15 protein-coding genes are annotated in these 14,259 nt (G+C 69.2%); 6 read left to right on the top strand and 9 right to left on the bottom strand.

Annotated elements, in window-relative coordinates:
* Positions 1–100: 100 nt before the first annotated feature.
* The 5 genes from AB0M59_RS07880 to AB0M59_RS07860 all read right to left on the bottom strand — a co-directional run bounded on the left by AB0M59_RS07880 (position 101) and on the right by AB0M59_RS07860 (position 3,327).
* Positions 101–412, bottom strand: a complete 312-nt coding sequence (locus AB0M59_RS07880; protein ID WP_364610439.1) for a DUF1416 domain-containing protein — start codon at positions 410–412, stop codon at positions 101–103.
* Positions 412–1,248 carry a sulfurtransferase gene (locus AB0M59_RS07875; RefSeq protein WP_364610436.1) on the bottom strand — a complete coding sequence of 279 codons (837 nt, stop codon included), beginning with the start codon at positions 1,246–1,248 and terminating at the stop codon, positions 412–414. Before AB0M59_RS07875 ends, AB0M59_RS07880 begins: the two co-directional genes overlap by 1 nt.
* Before the next feature lie 28 nt (positions 1,249–1,276).
* A complete protein-coding gene (locus tag AB0M59_RS07870) occupies positions 1,277–1,711 on the bottom strand; it encodes a DUF4395 domain-containing protein (RefSeq protein WP_364610433.1) in 435 nt (144 codons plus the stop codon).
* A 264-nt stretch (positions 1,712–1,975) separates the two neighbouring features.
* The gene (locus AB0M59_RS07865; RefSeq protein WP_364610430.1) at positions 1,976–2,416 is read right to left on the bottom strand and encodes a thioredoxin family protein; all 441 of its coding nucleotides are present in this window, start codon (positions 2,414–2,416) and stop codon (positions 1,976–1,978) included.
* Positions 2,417–2,427: 11 nt separating this feature from the next.
* Positions 2,428–3,327 (bottom strand): DUF2993 domain-containing protein, encoded by a 900-nt coding sequence (locus AB0M59_RS07860; RefSeq protein ID WP_364610427.1) that lies wholly within the window; start codon positions 3,325–3,327, stop codon positions 2,428–2,430.
* 152 nt (positions 3,328–3,479) lie between these two features.
* Between AB0M59_RS07860 and AB0M59_RS07855 the strand changes: the two genes are divergently transcribed.
* From AB0M59_RS07855 to pstB, 6 genes are all read left to right on the top strand, one after another.
* On the top strand, positions 3,480–4,229 hold the full coding sequence (locus tag AB0M59_RS07855) for a response regulator transcription factor (protein WP_364610424.1): 750 nt from the start codon (positions 3,480–3,482) through the stop codon (positions 4,227–4,229).
* Positions 4,230–4,296: 67 nt separating this feature from the next.
* Complete coding sequence (mshD, locus tag AB0M59_RS07850; protein WP_364610421.1) at positions 4,297–5,202, top strand: mycothiol synthase; 906 nt, start codon at positions 4,297–4,299, stop codon at positions 5,200–5,202.
* Between the two features lie 225 nt (positions 5,203–5,427).
* Entirely contained in the window at positions 5,428–6,558 is a 1,131-nt protein-coding gene (gene pstS, locus AB0M59_RS07845) for a phosphate ABC transporter substrate-binding protein PstS (RefSeq protein WP_364610418.1), read from the top strand.
* 255 nt (positions 6,559–6,813) lie between these two features.
* Positions 6,814–7,740, top strand: coding sequence for a phosphate ABC transporter permease subunit PstC (gene pstC / locus AB0M59_RS07840; RefSeq protein ID WP_364610725.1), 927 nt, complete (start codon positions 6,814–6,816; stop codon positions 7,738–7,740).
* Positions 7,737–8,651, top strand: coding sequence for a phosphate ABC transporter permease PstA (gene pstA / locus AB0M59_RS07835; protein ID WP_364610415.1), 915 nt, complete (start codon positions 7,737–7,739; stop codon positions 8,649–8,651). The genes pstC and pstA overlap by 4 nt, the downstream gene beginning before the upstream one ends.
* Before the next feature lie 10 nt (positions 8,652–8,661).
* Positions 8,662–9,438: a phosphate ABC transporter ATP-binding protein PstB gene (gene pstB / locus AB0M59_RS07830; protein ID WP_364610412.1), complete on the top strand. Its 777-nt coding sequence runs from the start codon at positions 8,662–8,664 to the stop codon at positions 9,436–9,438.
* 81 nt (positions 9,439–9,519) lie between these two features.
* Here pstB and AB0M59_RS07825 read toward each other — a convergent pair whose 3' ends face one another.
* The 4 genes from AB0M59_RS07825 to AB0M59_RS07810 all read right to left on the bottom strand — a co-directional run bounded on the left by AB0M59_RS07825 (position 9,520) and on the right by AB0M59_RS07810 (position 14,148).
* Positions 9,520–10,080: a dihydrofolate reductase family protein gene (locus tag AB0M59_RS07825; protein ID WP_364610409.1), complete on the bottom strand. Its 561-nt coding sequence runs from the start codon at positions 10,078–10,080 to the stop codon at positions 9,520–9,522.
* 118 nt (positions 10,081–10,198) lie between these two features.
* Entirely contained in the window at positions 10,199–10,864 is a 666-nt protein-coding gene (gene phoU / locus AB0M59_RS07820) for a phosphate signaling complex protein PhoU (RefSeq protein ID WP_364610406.1), read from the bottom strand.
* An 84-nt stretch (positions 10,865–10,948) separates the two neighbouring features.
* On the bottom strand, positions 10,949–12,730 hold the full coding sequence (locus AB0M59_RS07815; protein ID WP_364610403.1) for an LCP family protein: 1,782 nt from the start codon (positions 12,728–12,730) through the stop codon (positions 10,949–10,951).
* A gap of 728 nt (positions 12,731–13,458) precedes the next feature.
* Positions 13,459–14,148, bottom strand: a complete 690-nt coding sequence (locus AB0M59_RS07810) for a GGDEF domain-containing protein (protein ID WP_364610400.1) — start codon at positions 14,146–14,148, stop codon at positions 13,459–13,461.
* Positions 14,149–14,259 lie beyond the last annotated feature (111 nt).

Below are 14,259 nucleotides of genomic sequence, written 5' to 3'. Positions count from 1 at the left end.
CCGCGCCCGCGAATACACCCAGCGCGTCCTGGCCGAAAAGCCGTGAAGGCCACCTTGAGGAACTTGAAGTTCCTCAAGGTGGCCCTTCACGAACTTGGACTCAGGCGACCGAGATGGCCAGCTGGTGCAGGCCCGGGCCTTCCGCCGTCACCGAGGCTTCGCCGTTGCCGGTGCGGTGCAGCGCGCGCACCGTCCAGGCACCCGGGGCCGCGTAGAAGCGGAAGTCACCGTCGGCCGAGGAGACGACCTCGCCGGTGAAGTCGCCGCCGCCGTCCAGGAGCCGGACGAACGCGCCGCCGACCGGCCCGTCCGCGCCGGTCACCTTGCCCGCGAGCACGACCTGCCCGCGAGTGTCGTAGTCCGCCGGCGTGGCCTCCTGGACCGGTGCGCCGCAGCTTTCGTCGACCGCCATCACTTCGCTCCCAACTCGACCGGCACGCCCACGAGCGAGCCGTACTCCGTCCACGAACCGTCGTAGTTCTTCACGTCCTCGTGGCCGAGCAGCTCGTGCAGCGCGAACCACGCGATGGACGAACGCTCGCCGATCCGGCAGTAGGCGATGGTGCCCTTGCCGGCGTCGATGCCCTGCTCCTTGTAGAGCTCGTCGATCTCGCTCTCGGTCTTGAAGGTGCCGTCCTCGTTGGCGACCTTCGCCCACGGCACGTTCAGCGCGCCCGGGATGTGGCCGGGGACCTGGGACTGCTCCTGCGGCAGGTGCGCCGGGGCGAGCAGCTTGCCGGAGAACTCGTCCGGCGACCGGACGTCGACGAAGTTCTTCGCGCCGATGGACTGGACGACCTCGTCGCGGAACGCGCGCAGGGACAGGTCCTGGTCCTTGGCCTTGTAGTCGGTGACGTCGCGCTTGACCTCGTCGGAGCTCAGCTCACGGCCGTCGAGCTCCCACTTCTTGCGCCCGCCGTCGAGCAGCTGGACGTTCTCGTGGCCGTAGAGCTTGAAGTACCAGTACGCGTAGGCGGCGAACCAGTTGTTGTTGCCGCCGTAGAGGATCACGCGGTCGTCGTTCGAGATGCCCTTCTCCGACAGGAGCTTCTCGAAGCCCTCCTTGGAGACGAAGTCGCGGCGCACCCCGTCCTGCAGGTCCTTGCGCCAGTCGAACTTCACCGCGCCCCGGATGTGGCCTCCGTCGTACGCGGTGGTGTCCTCGTCGACCTCGGCGAACACGACGCCGGGGGTGTCCAGGTTCTCCTCGGCCCACTGGGTGGTGACCAGGACGTCTTCACGGCTCATGGGACAGAACTCTCTTTCTGGTTGTTCTTCAGGACGACGCGCGGGCGGGACTGAAGCGTTTGATCAGCAGGAACATTTCGCAGCCGAGGCAGAAGTCGAAGGCCGCGTTCAAGAATGCGGCGAAGAGCGCGAAGGCCGTCGCGACGATGCCGAGGGGGGCGAGGTCGAGTGCGAAGCCGATCGTGCCGACGAGGGCGAACACGAAACCGACGGCTTGGGCGAACCGCAGCGGGGCCGCGTCCTCCCGCTCGTCGGTCGGGCCGAGGCGCGGGGCCACGAGCGTGCGGTACACGATCGAGTAGGGCGCCGGCTTCAGCCCGATGAACGCGCCGACGGCGAACACGACGGTCTGGATCGCCAGCAACGGCCACCACTGGGTGACCAGGACGACCGCGAGCACGATCGTGGTCAGGATGGCGGCGAACCGCGGGCCCCGCGGGTCGACGGCCGGTCCGGCGGACATGGTTCCTCCAGCTGGAGCAGAGGGGGGTGCGTGCGAACGGCACGCGTCAGCGGCATCAGGGCTGGGGTCGGACCGGACGTGCTTCAGCGCCGGTCGGTGTGAGCACGACACAGGCTGCTGCGGACGCGGCAGAGGTCGACTGCGCGTCGCTGCGTCAAGAAGGTGGTCAGCCCGGTCACGGGTGCGAGGGTACCCAGAGCTCCCTCAGGGTGGGAACCACGTTCATACCTTGGGACGATTCCCGGCACGTGGGACATGCCCTGGTCAGAGCGTCCGAGTCGTGAGATGTGGCCGCAGCGCGTCCAGCAGTTCGGGGCCCTTGGGGACGCCGCCGACGCGCAGCAGCTCCCGGCCGTCCGGAGTCAGCGCGATCGTGGTCGGCGTCCGCAGCACGGACAGCGACTGCGCGACCTCCGGCTGGTTCGTCACGTCCAGCTCGACGTGGTGCAGGCCGTCGGTCCGCTCGGCCAGCGGCTCGAGGACGGCCTTCGCGTGCCGGCACGGCGCGCAGAACGTGGTGGAGATCTGGACCAGCGTCACGGCGGACGCCGGGTCGAGGACGTCGGCGACGGGGCCGGGCAGCTCACGCGCGGGCTTCGCCCGAGAAGGATCGGCTTCCCGCACGCGGCCGTTGCGGGCCTTCAGCAGTGCGCCGACGGCCACACCGGCCACCAGTACCGCCACGAGCACCCACAGCCCCGTCACCGGCCGCCTCCTTACTTGCTCAGCTCCGCGAAGGACACGTTCGCCGCCTCGCCCTTGATCGTCACCGATCCGCTCTGCACCCGCACGCCGGTCGGGGTGACCGACAGCGGCAGGTCCTTCGTGTTGATCGACGCGCTGAAGTTCGGCATGAGCGCCTTCTGCACTGCTTGGGGAACGACCGTGGTCTCCTGGTCATTCCCGAACTGCAGCCGCTTCGGGACGAAGTTGATCGCCCCTTCCTTCGCGTCGGCCTCGATCATCGCGAAGCAGAAGATTTCCAGATCCTTGCCCGCGAACTGAAGGTGTCCCGAAATGCGGACGCCGGTGCTCGACTCGTCCTGGTCGGCCTGGCCCTCGGTGGTGGTCGTCGGGGTCGGCGTCGGCTCGCTCTGCCCGCTGTCGCCGTTCTCGACGTAGTTCGTGGTCGCCGGCTCGATCCGCAGGTCCTTGATCTTGTCCAGCGGCGAGATGCGCGCCAGGTCGGCGGCCTTGATGGTGACCGCGCCGGTCAGCTTGCCGATCGTGATCGCCTTCGTGTTGCCGTTCGTGAGGTCCGACAGCGGCGCGGTGACGTCCTCGAGCTCGGCGTTGAGCGCGACGTCCTGCAGCTTGTCGGCGACCGGAACGCCGGCGGCGGACACGCTGATGTGACTGTAGTCACCGCCCAGCGCCTGCGTGAGGAACGGGAAGCCGTGGATCGTCACCGACGGGTCGTCGGTCAGCTGCAGCTGCGTGCGGGCCTTCTGGGAGATCATGTGCTCGGCGTACGCGGCGGCCCCGAAATCGGCGCCCACCAGCAGCAGAACCAGAACGACGAGGGCGATCACCCAGCGCCGTGCGCGGCGTCCGCGGCGCCGCGCGTCCGGCCTCGGTGCGGGTCGGTCGTCCCGGGTCACGGGCCTGCTCACCATCGCGTCCGTACTCCTGTTCGTCGGGGCCACCGGGGTTTCCCCAGGTGTGATCGATCCAGCAAGGGTTAGGTGCCGGGCGGTCGAGCCGCTATTCTCACTTAGCACCGAACAACGCCACCGTGAGGCGACGATTTGTGAAGGCGGTGCGGCTCATGAGCCTGGACCTTCTGGTGCTGACTGCGGAAGCCGACGCCACTTCGGTGCTGCCTGCGCTGGACCTGCTGCCGCACACCGTACGCGTGCGCCCTCCCGAGGTGACGGCCCTGCTCGACGCGGGCCACCGGGACGTGATCGTCCTCGACGCCCGCAGCGACCTGGCCTCGGCGAAGAGCCTCTGCCGCCTGCTCAAGGGCACCGGTGAGGACGAGGCCGCGACCCCGATCATCGCCGTCGTCGGTGAGGGCGGCCTGGTGGCCGTGAGCGCCGAGTGGCGCACCGACGACATCCTGCTGCCCACCGCCGGCCCGGCCGAGGTCGACGCGCGGCTGCGGCTGGTCACGACCCGCGACGGCGGTTCCGCCCAGGTCGACGCCGAGCTGCGGGTCGGCGAGCTGGTCATCGACGAGGCGACCTACACCGCCCGCCTCCGCAAGCGCACCCTCGAACTGACCTACAAGGAGTTCGAGCTGCTCAAGTACCTCGCCCAGCACGCCGGCCGGGTGTTCACCCGCGCCCAGCTGCTGCAGGAGGTCTGGGGCTACGACTTCTTCGGGGGCACCCGCACGGTCGACGTCCACGTGCGGCGGCTGCGCGCCAAGCTCGGCCCGGAGCACGAGCAGATGATCGGCACTGTGCGCAACGTCGGCTACAAGTTCGAGCGGCCCGCCAAGGGCGGCGCGGCGCGGGCGGCCGTGCCCGCGCAGGCCGAAGCACCGGCCGAGACCCCTGAACTCGCGCACTGACGAACCCACGTTCACCAGGACGTGCTGACAGCCCTCGCGTTGCCTCCGCCGCGGGTACGGTCACGGGGTGAGCGGAGAAGGCGAGTGGCGCCAGGAGCTGGACGAGCAGCAGCTCGAGGACGTGCGCGGGCTGCTGCTGGCCGTGCGCGAGGCCGACGGGCGGCCCGAGGTCGAACCCGAGGGGCCGCTGCCCGGCGAGTTCGACGGCGGTGAGCACCTCGTCGCCTGCATCGACGGCGACGTCGTCGGGTACGTCCACCTCGACACCACGGGCGACTCCTTCGGGCACCAGGTCGCCGAGCTGTTCGTGCACCCCGCCCACCGCAATCGCGGCTACGGCGCGAAGCTCCTTCAGGCCGTCGACGAGCGCGCCGCGGTCGGTTTCCGCGTCTGGGCGCACGGCGATCACCCCGCCGCGCGGCAGCTGGCCGTGCGGACCGGCCTGGAGCGCAAGCGCGAGCTGCTGATCCTGCACACCGACGTCCAGGGCGCGGACTGGCCCGAGCCGCGGCTGCGCGACGGCGTCTCGCTGCGGACGTTCGTGCCGGGGCAGGACGAGGACGACGTCATCCGCGTCAACGCGCGGGCCTTCGACTGGCACCCCGAGCAGGGCGCGCTGACCGCCGAGGACCTCCGCGCCGACGAGGGCCGGCCGTGGTTCGACGCCGACGGCTTCTTCCTCGCGGTCGAAGAAGGCACCGTCATCGGCTTTCACTGGACGAAGGTCCACGAGGCGACGCCCGGGCGCTTCGACGGCGAGCGCGTCGGCGAGGTCTACGTCGTCGGCGTCGACCCGGCGGCGCAGGGCGGCGGCCTCGGCCGGGCGTTGACGCTCGCCGGGCTGCGGTACCTCGCGAGCCGCGGGCTGCGGCAAATCATCCTGTACGTCGAAGGCGACAACGCCCCGGCGCTCGCGGTCTACACCAAGCTCGGGTTCACGCGTCACGAAACCGACGTCCAGTACGGTCGGTGACCACGATGGACTGCGTGCGAACAGTCCGTCACGGTGTGCGAACGCGCAGGTCACGGCCGGGACACGGCACACTGTCGGGCTAGTAGCACTGCTCACATCCTGGGCCTTGTTCACTTTGCGTTCATGCGATGACGGCCGACCGTCCACCAGGGCTGCCTAATGTCCGGATCCGGCGCGGCACCACGCCGCGACGACCCGGTCAAGCTCCTGATGGAGGAAACAGCAGTGAAGATCATGCGGCCCCTGAGCGCGGTGGGCATCGTCGCGAGCGCCGCCCTCGTGCTCGCCGCCTGTGGTTCCGACCCCGCGGCGTCCAACAGCAGCAGCTCGAACTCGGCTTCGGCCCCCGCTGCCACCGGCACCGCCGACGTGGACTGCGGTGGCAAGAGCCCGCTGTCCGCGGAAGGCTCGTCGGCCCAGAAGAACGCCATCGACATCTTCACGCAGCAGTACGGCAAGAAGTGCTCCGGCCAGCAGGTGAACTACAACCCGAGCGGTTCGGGCGCGGGCGTCAAGCAGTTCAACGCCAACCAGATCGACTTCGGCGGCTCGGACTCGCCGGTCACCGGCGCGGACCTCGAAGCGGCCACCAAGCGCTGCGCGAGCCCCGCCTGGAACATCCCGATGGTCGTCGGCCCGGTGGCCGTCGCCTACAAGCTTTCCGGTGTCGACAAGCTGACGCTGACCCCGTCGGTCATCGCCAAGATCTTCAGCGGCGCCGTGACCAAGTGGAACGACCCGGCCATCAAGGGCGTCAAGGGCAACGAGAGCCTGACCCTGCCGGACAAGGCCATTCAGGTCGTCTCGCGCGCCGACGAGTCGGGCACCACCGACAACTTCCAGAAGTACCTGGGTGCGGCGGCGAAGGCCGACTGGACCAAGGGCGCCGGCAAGAAGTTCAACGGTGGCGTCGGCAACGGTGCGCAGGGCTCCAACGGTGTCGCGACCGCGGTGAAGGCGGCCGACGGTGCCATCACCTACGTCGAGGGCGCGTTCGCCAAGGACGGCCTGACCCCGGCCCTCATCGACAGCGGCTCCGGCGGCGTCGAGCTCAGCGCGGCGAACGTGGCGAAGTCCCTCGACTCGGCCAAGTTCCTCAAGGACGGCACGAACGACCTCGCGCTCGACCTCAACGGCATCTACGCCAGCAACACCCCGGGTGCCTACCCGCTGCTGCTGACGACCTACGAGATCGTCTGCTCGAAGTACGCGAACGCCGACGTCGCGAAGGCCGTCAAGGCGTTCCTGACGGTGGCGGCCACCGACGGTCAGCAGCCGCTGTCCGCCAAGGGCTACGTGCCGATCCCGCAGTCGCTGCAGACCAAGGTCCTGACCGCCGTCAAGGCGATCTCCTGACCGGCGTTGCGACTGACATCCGAGTGATAGAGGCTGGATAAGAAAGGACACCGTGCAGCTCCTGCTGCTCCTTTGAGGGCGGTGGCGGGGGCATGGACGGAGTAGCTGATGAGCGAGTCATCCTCGACGCGAACGCCCACCGGCGACCCCGGTGGGCGTTCGTCGTCCGCCACGACGCCCCCGGAGGTCCCGATTTCGGAGCAAGGAGCCCCGCCGGCGGCGCCCGAGCCGCCCGCGAGCGAGAAACCGAAGAAGGTGCGGCCCGGTGACCGCATCTTCCAGAACCTGACCACCGGGGCCGGGATCTTCGTCGTCGCCCTGATCGGCCTGATCGGGCTCTTCCTGCTCATCCAGGCGATCCCGGCGCTGCAGGCCGACAAGGCCAACTTCCTCACCAACCACGGCTGGTCGACCAATGACCCCGCGAACATGTCGTTCGGCATCCTCGACCTCCTCGAGGTCACGGTGGCGACGTCGCTCGTGGCGTTGATCATCGCGATGCCGGTGTCGCTGGGCATCGCGCTGTTCCTGACGCAGTACGCGCCGAAGCGGCTGGCGCGGCCCTTCGCGTACGTCATCGACCTGCTCGCCGCGGTTCCGTCGATCATCTTCGGCCTCTGGGGCATCCTGGTCTTCGCCCCGGCCATCGAGCCGTTCTCACAGTGGATCAACGAGACGTTCTCGTGGTTCCCGCTGCTGGCGCCCGGCAACGTCGCGCCGAGCGTGCGCGGCACGATCTTCACCGCGGGCATCGTGCTGGCCGTGATGATCCTGCCGATCATCACCTCGCTCTCGCGCGAGGTGTTCGAGCGGACGCCGACCCCGCACCTCGAGGGCGCGCTGGCGCTCGGCGCCACGCGCTGGGAAGTCATCCGCACCACGGTGCTGCCCTTCGGCAAGGCCGGCTACATCGGCGCGTCGATGCTCGGCCTCGGCCGCGCGCTCGGTGAGACGATCGCGCTGGCGGTCATCCTGCTCATCCCGCAGGGCCGCAACTTCGACTGGAGCCTCTTCGACGGCGGTTCGACGTTCGCCTCGAAGATCGCCGCCAACTACAGCGAGTTCAACAACGAGATCTCGGCCGGCGCGTACATCGCGGCCGGCCTGGTGCTGTTCGTGCTCACGTTCCTCGTCAACTTCGCGGCGCGGTCCGTCATCGGCAAGAAGGGAGACCGAGCATGACCACCACGCTCGAAGCCCCTGCCACGACTCCCGCGTTCCAGCAGGTCAGCTTGGCCCGCAAGGTCAAGAACGGCCTCGCGACCACCCTGGTCTGGCTGTCGTTCCTGATCGCCGTCGTCCCGCTGGTGTGGGTGCTCTACACCGTGGTCGCCAACGGCATCAAGCGCATCCCGTACACCAACTGGTGGTCGCAGGACCTCGGCAACTACCTGTCCGACGAGGTCGGCGGCGGTGTGCTGCACGCGATCATCGGCAGCCTGCTGCAGGGGCTCGTCTGCGCGATCATCGCGGTGCCGATCGGCATGCTCGTCGCGATCTACCTCGTCGAGTACGGCCGGGGCAAGCTCGCGAAGGCCACGACCTTCATGGTCGACATCCTCTCCGGTGTCCCCTCGATCGTCGCCGCGCTGTTCATCTACGCGCTCTGGATCACCACGTTCGGCCTGCCGCGCAGCGGTTTCGCCGTGTCACTGGCCTTGGTGCTGCTGATGATCCCGGTGGTCGTCCGCTCGTCGGAGGAGATGCTGCGGATCGTCCCGGACGACCTGCGCGAGGCGTCGTACGCGCTGGGCGTGCCGAAGTGGAAGACGATCGTGAAGATCGTGCTCCCGACGGCCCTGTCCGGCATCGTCGGCGGCATCATGATGGCGCTGGCCCGGGTGATGGGCGAGACCGCGCCGCTGCTGGTCCTGGTCGGCTACTCCGCCTACACGAACTGGGACATCTTCAGCGGCGAGCAGGCAGCGCTGCCGCTGTTGATGAACAACGAGCGCGTCACCAACTCGATGGACCCCGGCTCGGTCGGGTTCGACCGGATCTGGGGCGCGGCCCTGACCCTGGTGATCATCATCGCGATCATCAACCTCCTCGCCACCGTGTTCGCGCGTCTCGTCGCGCCGAAGAAGAAGTGAGCTGCAAGCCATGGCCAAGCGAATCGACGTCAAGGACGTGGACATCTACTACGGCAAGTTCCACGCCGTGGACCAGGTCACCCTGTCGGTGCCGCCGCGCAACGTCACCGCGTTCATCGGCCCGTCGGGGTGCGGCAAGTCGACGGTGCTGCGGACGCTGAACCGGATGCACGAGGTGATCCCCGGCGCCCGCGTGGACGGCCAGGTGCTCCTCGACGGCGAGGACATCTACGCGTCGGCGGTCGACCCGGTGCAGGTGCGCCGCACGATCGGCATGGTGTTCCAGCGCCCCAACCCGTTCCCGACGATGTCCATCAAGGACAACGTCGTGGCGGGGCTGAAGCTGGGCGGCACCAAGGGGAAGAAGACCCTCGACGACATCGCCGAGCGCGCCCTGCGCGGCGCGAACCTGTGGAACGAGGTCAAGGACCGCCTCAACAAGCCGGGCGGCGGCCTGTCGGGCGGTCAGCAGCAGCGTCTGTGCATCGCCCGCGCGATCGCGGTCCAGCCGGACGTCCTCCTGATGGACGAGCCGTGCTCGGCCCTCGACCCGATCTCGACGCTGGCGATCGAGGACCTGGTCGGGGAGCTGAAGAAGGACTACACGATCGTCATCGTCACGCACAACATGCAGCAGGCGGCGCGGGTTTCCGACCAGACGGCGTTCTTCAACCTGGCGGGGGTGGGCCAGCCGGGCCGGCTGGTGGAGCTCAACGACACGGAGAAGATCTTCTCCAACCCGGACGAGAAGGCCACGGAAGACTACATTTCGGGGCGTTTCGGCTGAGCTTTCGTTGTTGCGGAAGGCCTTTCTCGCCGGCGCTCGGGGCCGGCGAGAAAGGCCTTCTTTCTTGTCCTTTGTGGATAATCAGGCCGGGAGATAGCGCAGCGTCAGGATTCCCGATTCCCACGCTTTGCTTTCCGTCAAACGCAGTTCCGCACGCCGGTCCGTGAACAGCGGCCGCCCGGCCCCGATCGCCGTCGGGTACAGCTTGATCCAGTACTCGTCGACCAGTCCGGCCTGAACGAACTGCTGCACGATCGACACCCCGCCGAAGAGCACCATGTCCTTGCCCGGCAACGACTTCAGCTCCGCGACCTCCGTCGCGAGGTCCGGGCCGGCGATCCGGTGTGGTGCGGCGACCTCGCGGAGCGAGCGGGAAAAGACGACCTGTGGCGTCGAAACCATCCAGGTGGCGAAGTCGGCCAGCTCGGCCGGGCTCGCCGGGTCCGTCGCCTGGGCGCGGAAGTTCTGCTCGATCCCGTGGTGGAAGTTCCGGCCCGTCAGGATCGTGTCGCACCGGGACCGCAGCTCGTCCGACAGCGCGATGTTCAGCGCCGGGTCGGGCAGCATCCAGTCCAGTTCGCCGGCCGGGCCGGCCAGGTGGCCGTCGAGGGTGAGGTTGACGTAGGCGATGACGTTGCGCATGGCGCCGGCTCCTTCGTGAGTGTGCTGTCACCCGTTGAGAGACACCCGCGCCGCGAAACTCATCGGTCCCCACGAAAAAAGCCCCTGACCAGGCGGTCAGGGGCTTCTCTCGAAGAACTCAGATGTCGTCGTCGGAACCGTAGCCCGGCATCTTGCCGGTCACCACGAAGATCATCCGCTTCGCGACGGACACCGCGTGGTCGGCGTAGCGCTCGTAGAAACGGCCCAGCAGCGTCACATCGACCGCCGCCGCCACACCGTGCGGCCACTCGCGGTCCATCAGGACCGTGAACAGGTGGCGGTGGATGTCGTCCACCTGGTCGTCGTCGGACTCGAGCGTCTTCGCCGCCTCGACATCCTTCGACCTGATGACCTGCTCAGTCGACCGGGCCAGCTTGACCGCGACCTCGCCCATCTCGGCGAAGTACGGCCGTACCGCCTCCGGCAGCACCGGGTCGGGGTGACGGCGCCGCGCGGCCTTCGCCACGTGCAGCGCCAGATCGCCCATCCGCTCCAAGCTTTCCGCGGCGTGGATCGCCGCCAGCACCGTGCGCAGATCGGTCGCCACGGGCGCCTGCAGGGCGAGCAGCGCGTACGCCTGCTCCTCGCACTGGGCGCGGGCGTCGTCGACCTTGGCGTCGTCGCTGATCACCTGTTCGGCGAGACCGAGGTCGACCTCCAGCAGCGCACGCGTGGCGCGCTCCATGGCGTCGGCGACCTGGACCGACATCCCGGCCAGGTTGACGGCGAGCTGTTCGAGTTCGACATGGTAAGCCTCACGCATGGCCCAACCCTACGGCCAAGCGTGACCGAACACCTCATCGCCGGGTGAACCGCACGTGAACCCGGACTAACGATCCCTCGCGGGTCAGCCCGTGGTGCTCGTCTTCTTGCTCGTCGTCTTGGAAGTGGTCTTGGACGACGACTTCGAGGAGCTGGTCGGCGGAGCCTGCTCGCTCACCGGGACCGGCGCGTTCGGGTCCGGCAGCGGGGTGTTGTTGCGCAGCGCGTCGAAGAGGGCCTTCGTCTTGCTGCGGACGAGCACCTCGTTGCCGCGGCTGTTGGCCTCGCCCGTCGTCGGCACCGTGAGGAACGAAATCCTCGACTGGTCCATGCCCTTCATCGACTGCGCCAGCGTCATCATCTGCTTGACGCCGAGGTTGTCGCCGAAGGTGGCCTTCGCGAACGCGTTGATGAAATCGCTGAGCTTGCCGGGGTCCAGCACGACGTCCGAGGACATGACCTTCTTCAGCAGCGCGCCGATGAACTCCTGCTGCCGCTTGATCCGGCCGTAGTCCGACGTCGGGTCGCCCTTGACGTGCCGGGCGCGCACGAAGTTGAGCGCCTGGTCGCCGGAGATGGTGACGTCGCCGGTTTCCAGCAGCACCTTGCCGAGGACGCTGTCGTCGATCGGCTTCTCGTTGTGCACGGTCACGCCGTGCACGGCGTCGACCATCTCCTTGAAGCCGTTGAAGTCGATGCCGACGAAGTGGTTGATCCGCAGGCCGGTGATCTGCTGGATCACCTTGGTGACGCACGCCGGGCCGCCGACCGCGTACGCGGTGTTGAGCTTGGCGATCTTCTGGCCGGGGAAGACCTCGTCGGTCGTCTTGTTCTGCGCCGGGTCCCACTTCTGGCAGTCCGGCCGGTTGATCTCGAGGTCGCGCGGGAACGATGTGACGACGACCCGCTTCCGGTCGGCCGGGATGTGCGCCACCATCACGGTGTCGCTCCGGGCGCCCGGCGTGCTGTCCGCGGTGCCGATGCCTTCTTCGGCGGTCGCGCCGTCGCGGCTGTCCGAGCCCACCATGAGGAAGTTCTCGTCGTTGGCCTGCGCGTCGGCGTCCTGGATGTCGGACGAGTTCTCGTCGAGCGCGGAGACCTGGGTGAACTTGGCGTCGAAGTAGGTCTGGGCGCCCCACGCGCCGCCGATGCCGAGGAACACGAGCCCGGCGACGACGGCCGCGGCGATCCGGCCGAACCGGACCGAGCGCTCGATCTTCCGCGCCTTCTTCTCCTGCAGCCGGCTCTGCGCGGCCTGCTCGGCGGCGTCGGCCTGTTCTTCGGGCGACGGCGTCGGTGCGACGACGCGCTGAAGCGCCGTACGCGTGCTCTCGATGAGCGAAGCCGGCGAGAGCCGCTCACGGCGTTCGCGCCGCTTCGCCTCCTCGGCGTTCATCTCGTCGTGCGCGGCCGAGAACCGGGCGAGGGTGTGGTCGATCTTGCGGCGGTACTGCGTCGCCTCGTCGATCGCTTCCATCTCGTCGGTCATGGTCAGCGGGTCGAGCTCGGCGCGCGGCGGCACGGCGCCCGGCCGGCGCTGCGGGGCATCGCCGGCGGACCGGCTGGACGCGGGTGCTTCGGGAGCCGCGGCGTCCGGGGCCGGGCGCTGGGGCACCGGGGAGTCCGGCGTGGGCCGCTTGCGTGCGGGTGCTTCGGGAGTCGCCGCGCCCTCGGCCACGGGCCGGCGGGGTGCGGCACCGTCGACAGGACGGCGAGGTGCCTCGGCCGCGGAACGGCGGGTTGCGTCGGCGCCCGGGCGCTGGGGCGCGGCGCTGTCCGGGGCGGCCGCGGGGCGGCGGGGTGCGTCAGGGGCACCGGCGGCCCGCTGACGGGTGCCGTCCGGGCGAGGCGCAGCACCGTCGGTCACCGGCCGACGGCGGGGTACGACACCCTCGTCTGCGGGGCGCTGGGGTGCGGCGCCGTCCGGAGTGGCCGCGGGCAGGCGGACGCGTCGAGGCGGCTGTGGCGCGGCCGACGTCTGCTGCGGGCCCGGGTTCGCGGCCGGCGGGCGGCGCTGGAGCGGGGCCTCGGGCAGCGGGGCGGCGGCGCGGCGCGGTTGACGCGGCCGCGGCGGGCGCGATTGACGAGTGGCGTCCGTGGGTATTGGGTTCTCTGCGGGAGGCTGCGGTGCCCGTGAGTGCGCACCGCGCGCCGGAGCCGGCTGAGCGGGCGGTTCGGCGGTGCGGGCACGGCGTCCGGGCTGCTCGGGACGGTCTTCGCGGGGCGGGACCGGGCGAACGCCGGTGGACTTGGCGACGACGTCCGAGACGCTGATCCCGCCCTGGTCCTCCATCGACCGGCGTCTGCCGGTGCGGGGCCGCGCGGGACCGTCCGAACGGCGACCGGTTCCCGGGCTGTCGTGCTCGTCCGGCACTCGGTCTCCTTTCGCGCGATCGAAGGCGGGTTCGTGACTTGGCCGTCTTCCCCCGCGAGAGGTGATCGTTCCCCCGGAGGTTTTCGTTATCGTACGGATACCCCCCGTTCGTGACGACACCCTCCCGGAATTTTCTTCACCTTGAGTCGACGAACGGCCGCTGGCCGTCGACAAACGGGTGAAGAGTGCCCGCACCTTTCCGGGGTAATGGGGTGTTTACGTTACTCAGAGTGGGTCATTAACTGCGTGCTTTGCGCGTCGCGATAGGCGACTTTGTTCCGCCCGGCCCGTTTCGCCGCGTAAAGCAGGTCATCGGCGCTGCGCAGCTGGCGCTCGGGCGGCGTCGGGGCGTCCGGCCCCTCGTGGGCGAGCCCGGCGCTGATGGTCACGTGCAGCCCCGGCTGGAGTTCTGACCAGGGGTGACGGGCGACGCGCAGGCGGGCGTCGTCGACGATGCGGACCGCGTGCCGGGCGTCGACCCCCGGCAGCCACAGCACGAACTCCTCGCCGCCGTAGCGGGCGCAGAAGCCGTCCGGCGGCAGCTCCTCCTGGAGCAGATCGGCCACCCGTCGGAGGACACGATCGCCGACGAGGTGACCGTACGTGTCGTTCACGCGCTTGAAGCGGTCGAGATCGACGAGCGCGATGGCCAGCGCCGGCCGCGGCAGCGCGGGTTGCCGATCGGTGAACGGTCCGTACAAGCGCTCGTCGAGGTAGCGGCGGTTGAAACTCGACGTCAGGGCGTCGCGCAGGCTGCCGTCCCGCGCGATGTCCAGCGCGGAGCGAAGGTGCTGGTAGGCGCGGCGCCAGTCGCCCTGCGTCGCGAAGAGGGTCGCGACGGCCTCGTGGAGACGCAGCAGGTCCGGCGGCTGCGGGCTCCGGCGCAGCACGCCTTCGTCCCCGGCGACCATGCCCACCTCCACCACGCATTGGTTGTCGTCGTAGTGGAGGCCGTGCTTGAGGCGCGGGTGCGGACGAAGGTGAATTTCGCTCAAACGGGACTACGAGGGTGACGCTCCGGA

Origin of the sequence: Amycolatopsis sp. NPDC051371 (genome assembly GCF_040682155.1) — a bacterium.
Taxonomy (GTDB): Bacteria; Actinomycetota; Actinomycetes; order Mycobacteriales; family Pseudonocardiaceae; genus Amycolatopsis.
The sequence above is the reverse complement of the archived record's forward strand: the minus strand, read 5'-3'. Positions and strand labels throughout refer to the sequence as shown.

Coding starts and splice junctions, on each gene's coding strand:
- AB0M59_RS07880 (WP_364610439.1), bottom strand. CDS start 412: ATGGCGGTCGACGAAAGCTGCGGCGCACCGGTCCAGGAGGCCACGCCG.
- AB0M59_RS07875 (WP_364610436.1), bottom strand. CDS start 1,248: ATGAGCCGTGAAGACGTCCTGGTCACCACCCAGTGGGCCGAGGAGAAC.
- AB0M59_RS07870 (WP_364610433.1), bottom strand. CDS start 1,711: ATGTCCGCCGGACCGGCCGTCGACCCGCGGGGCCCGCGGTTCGCCGCC.
- AB0M59_RS07860 (WP_364610427.1), bottom strand. CDS start 3,327: ATGGTGAGCAGGCCCGTGACCCGGGACGACCGACCCGCACCGAGGCCG.
- AB0M59_RS07855 (WP_364610424.1), top strand. CDS start 3,480: ATGAGCCTGGACCTTCTGGTGCTGACTGCGGAAGCCGACGCCACTTCG.
- pstA (WP_364610415.1), top strand. CDS start 7,737: ATGACCACCACGCTCGAAGCCCCTGCCACGACTCCCGCGTTCCAGCAG.
- pstB (WP_364610412.1), top strand. CDS start 8,662: ATGGCCAAGCGAATCGACGTCAAGGACGTGGACATCTACTACGGCAAG.
- AB0M59_RS07825 (WP_364610409.1), bottom strand. CDS start 10,080: ATGCGCAACGTCATCGCCTACGTCAACCTCACCCTCGACGGCCACCTG.
- phoU (WP_364610406.1), bottom strand. CDS start 10,864: ATGCGTGAGGCTTACCATGTCGAACTCGAACAGCTCGCCGTCAACCTG.
- AB0M59_RS07810 (WP_364610400.1), bottom strand. CDS start 14,148: ATGGTCGCCGGGGACGAAGGCGTGCTGCGCCGGAGCCCGCAGCCGCCG.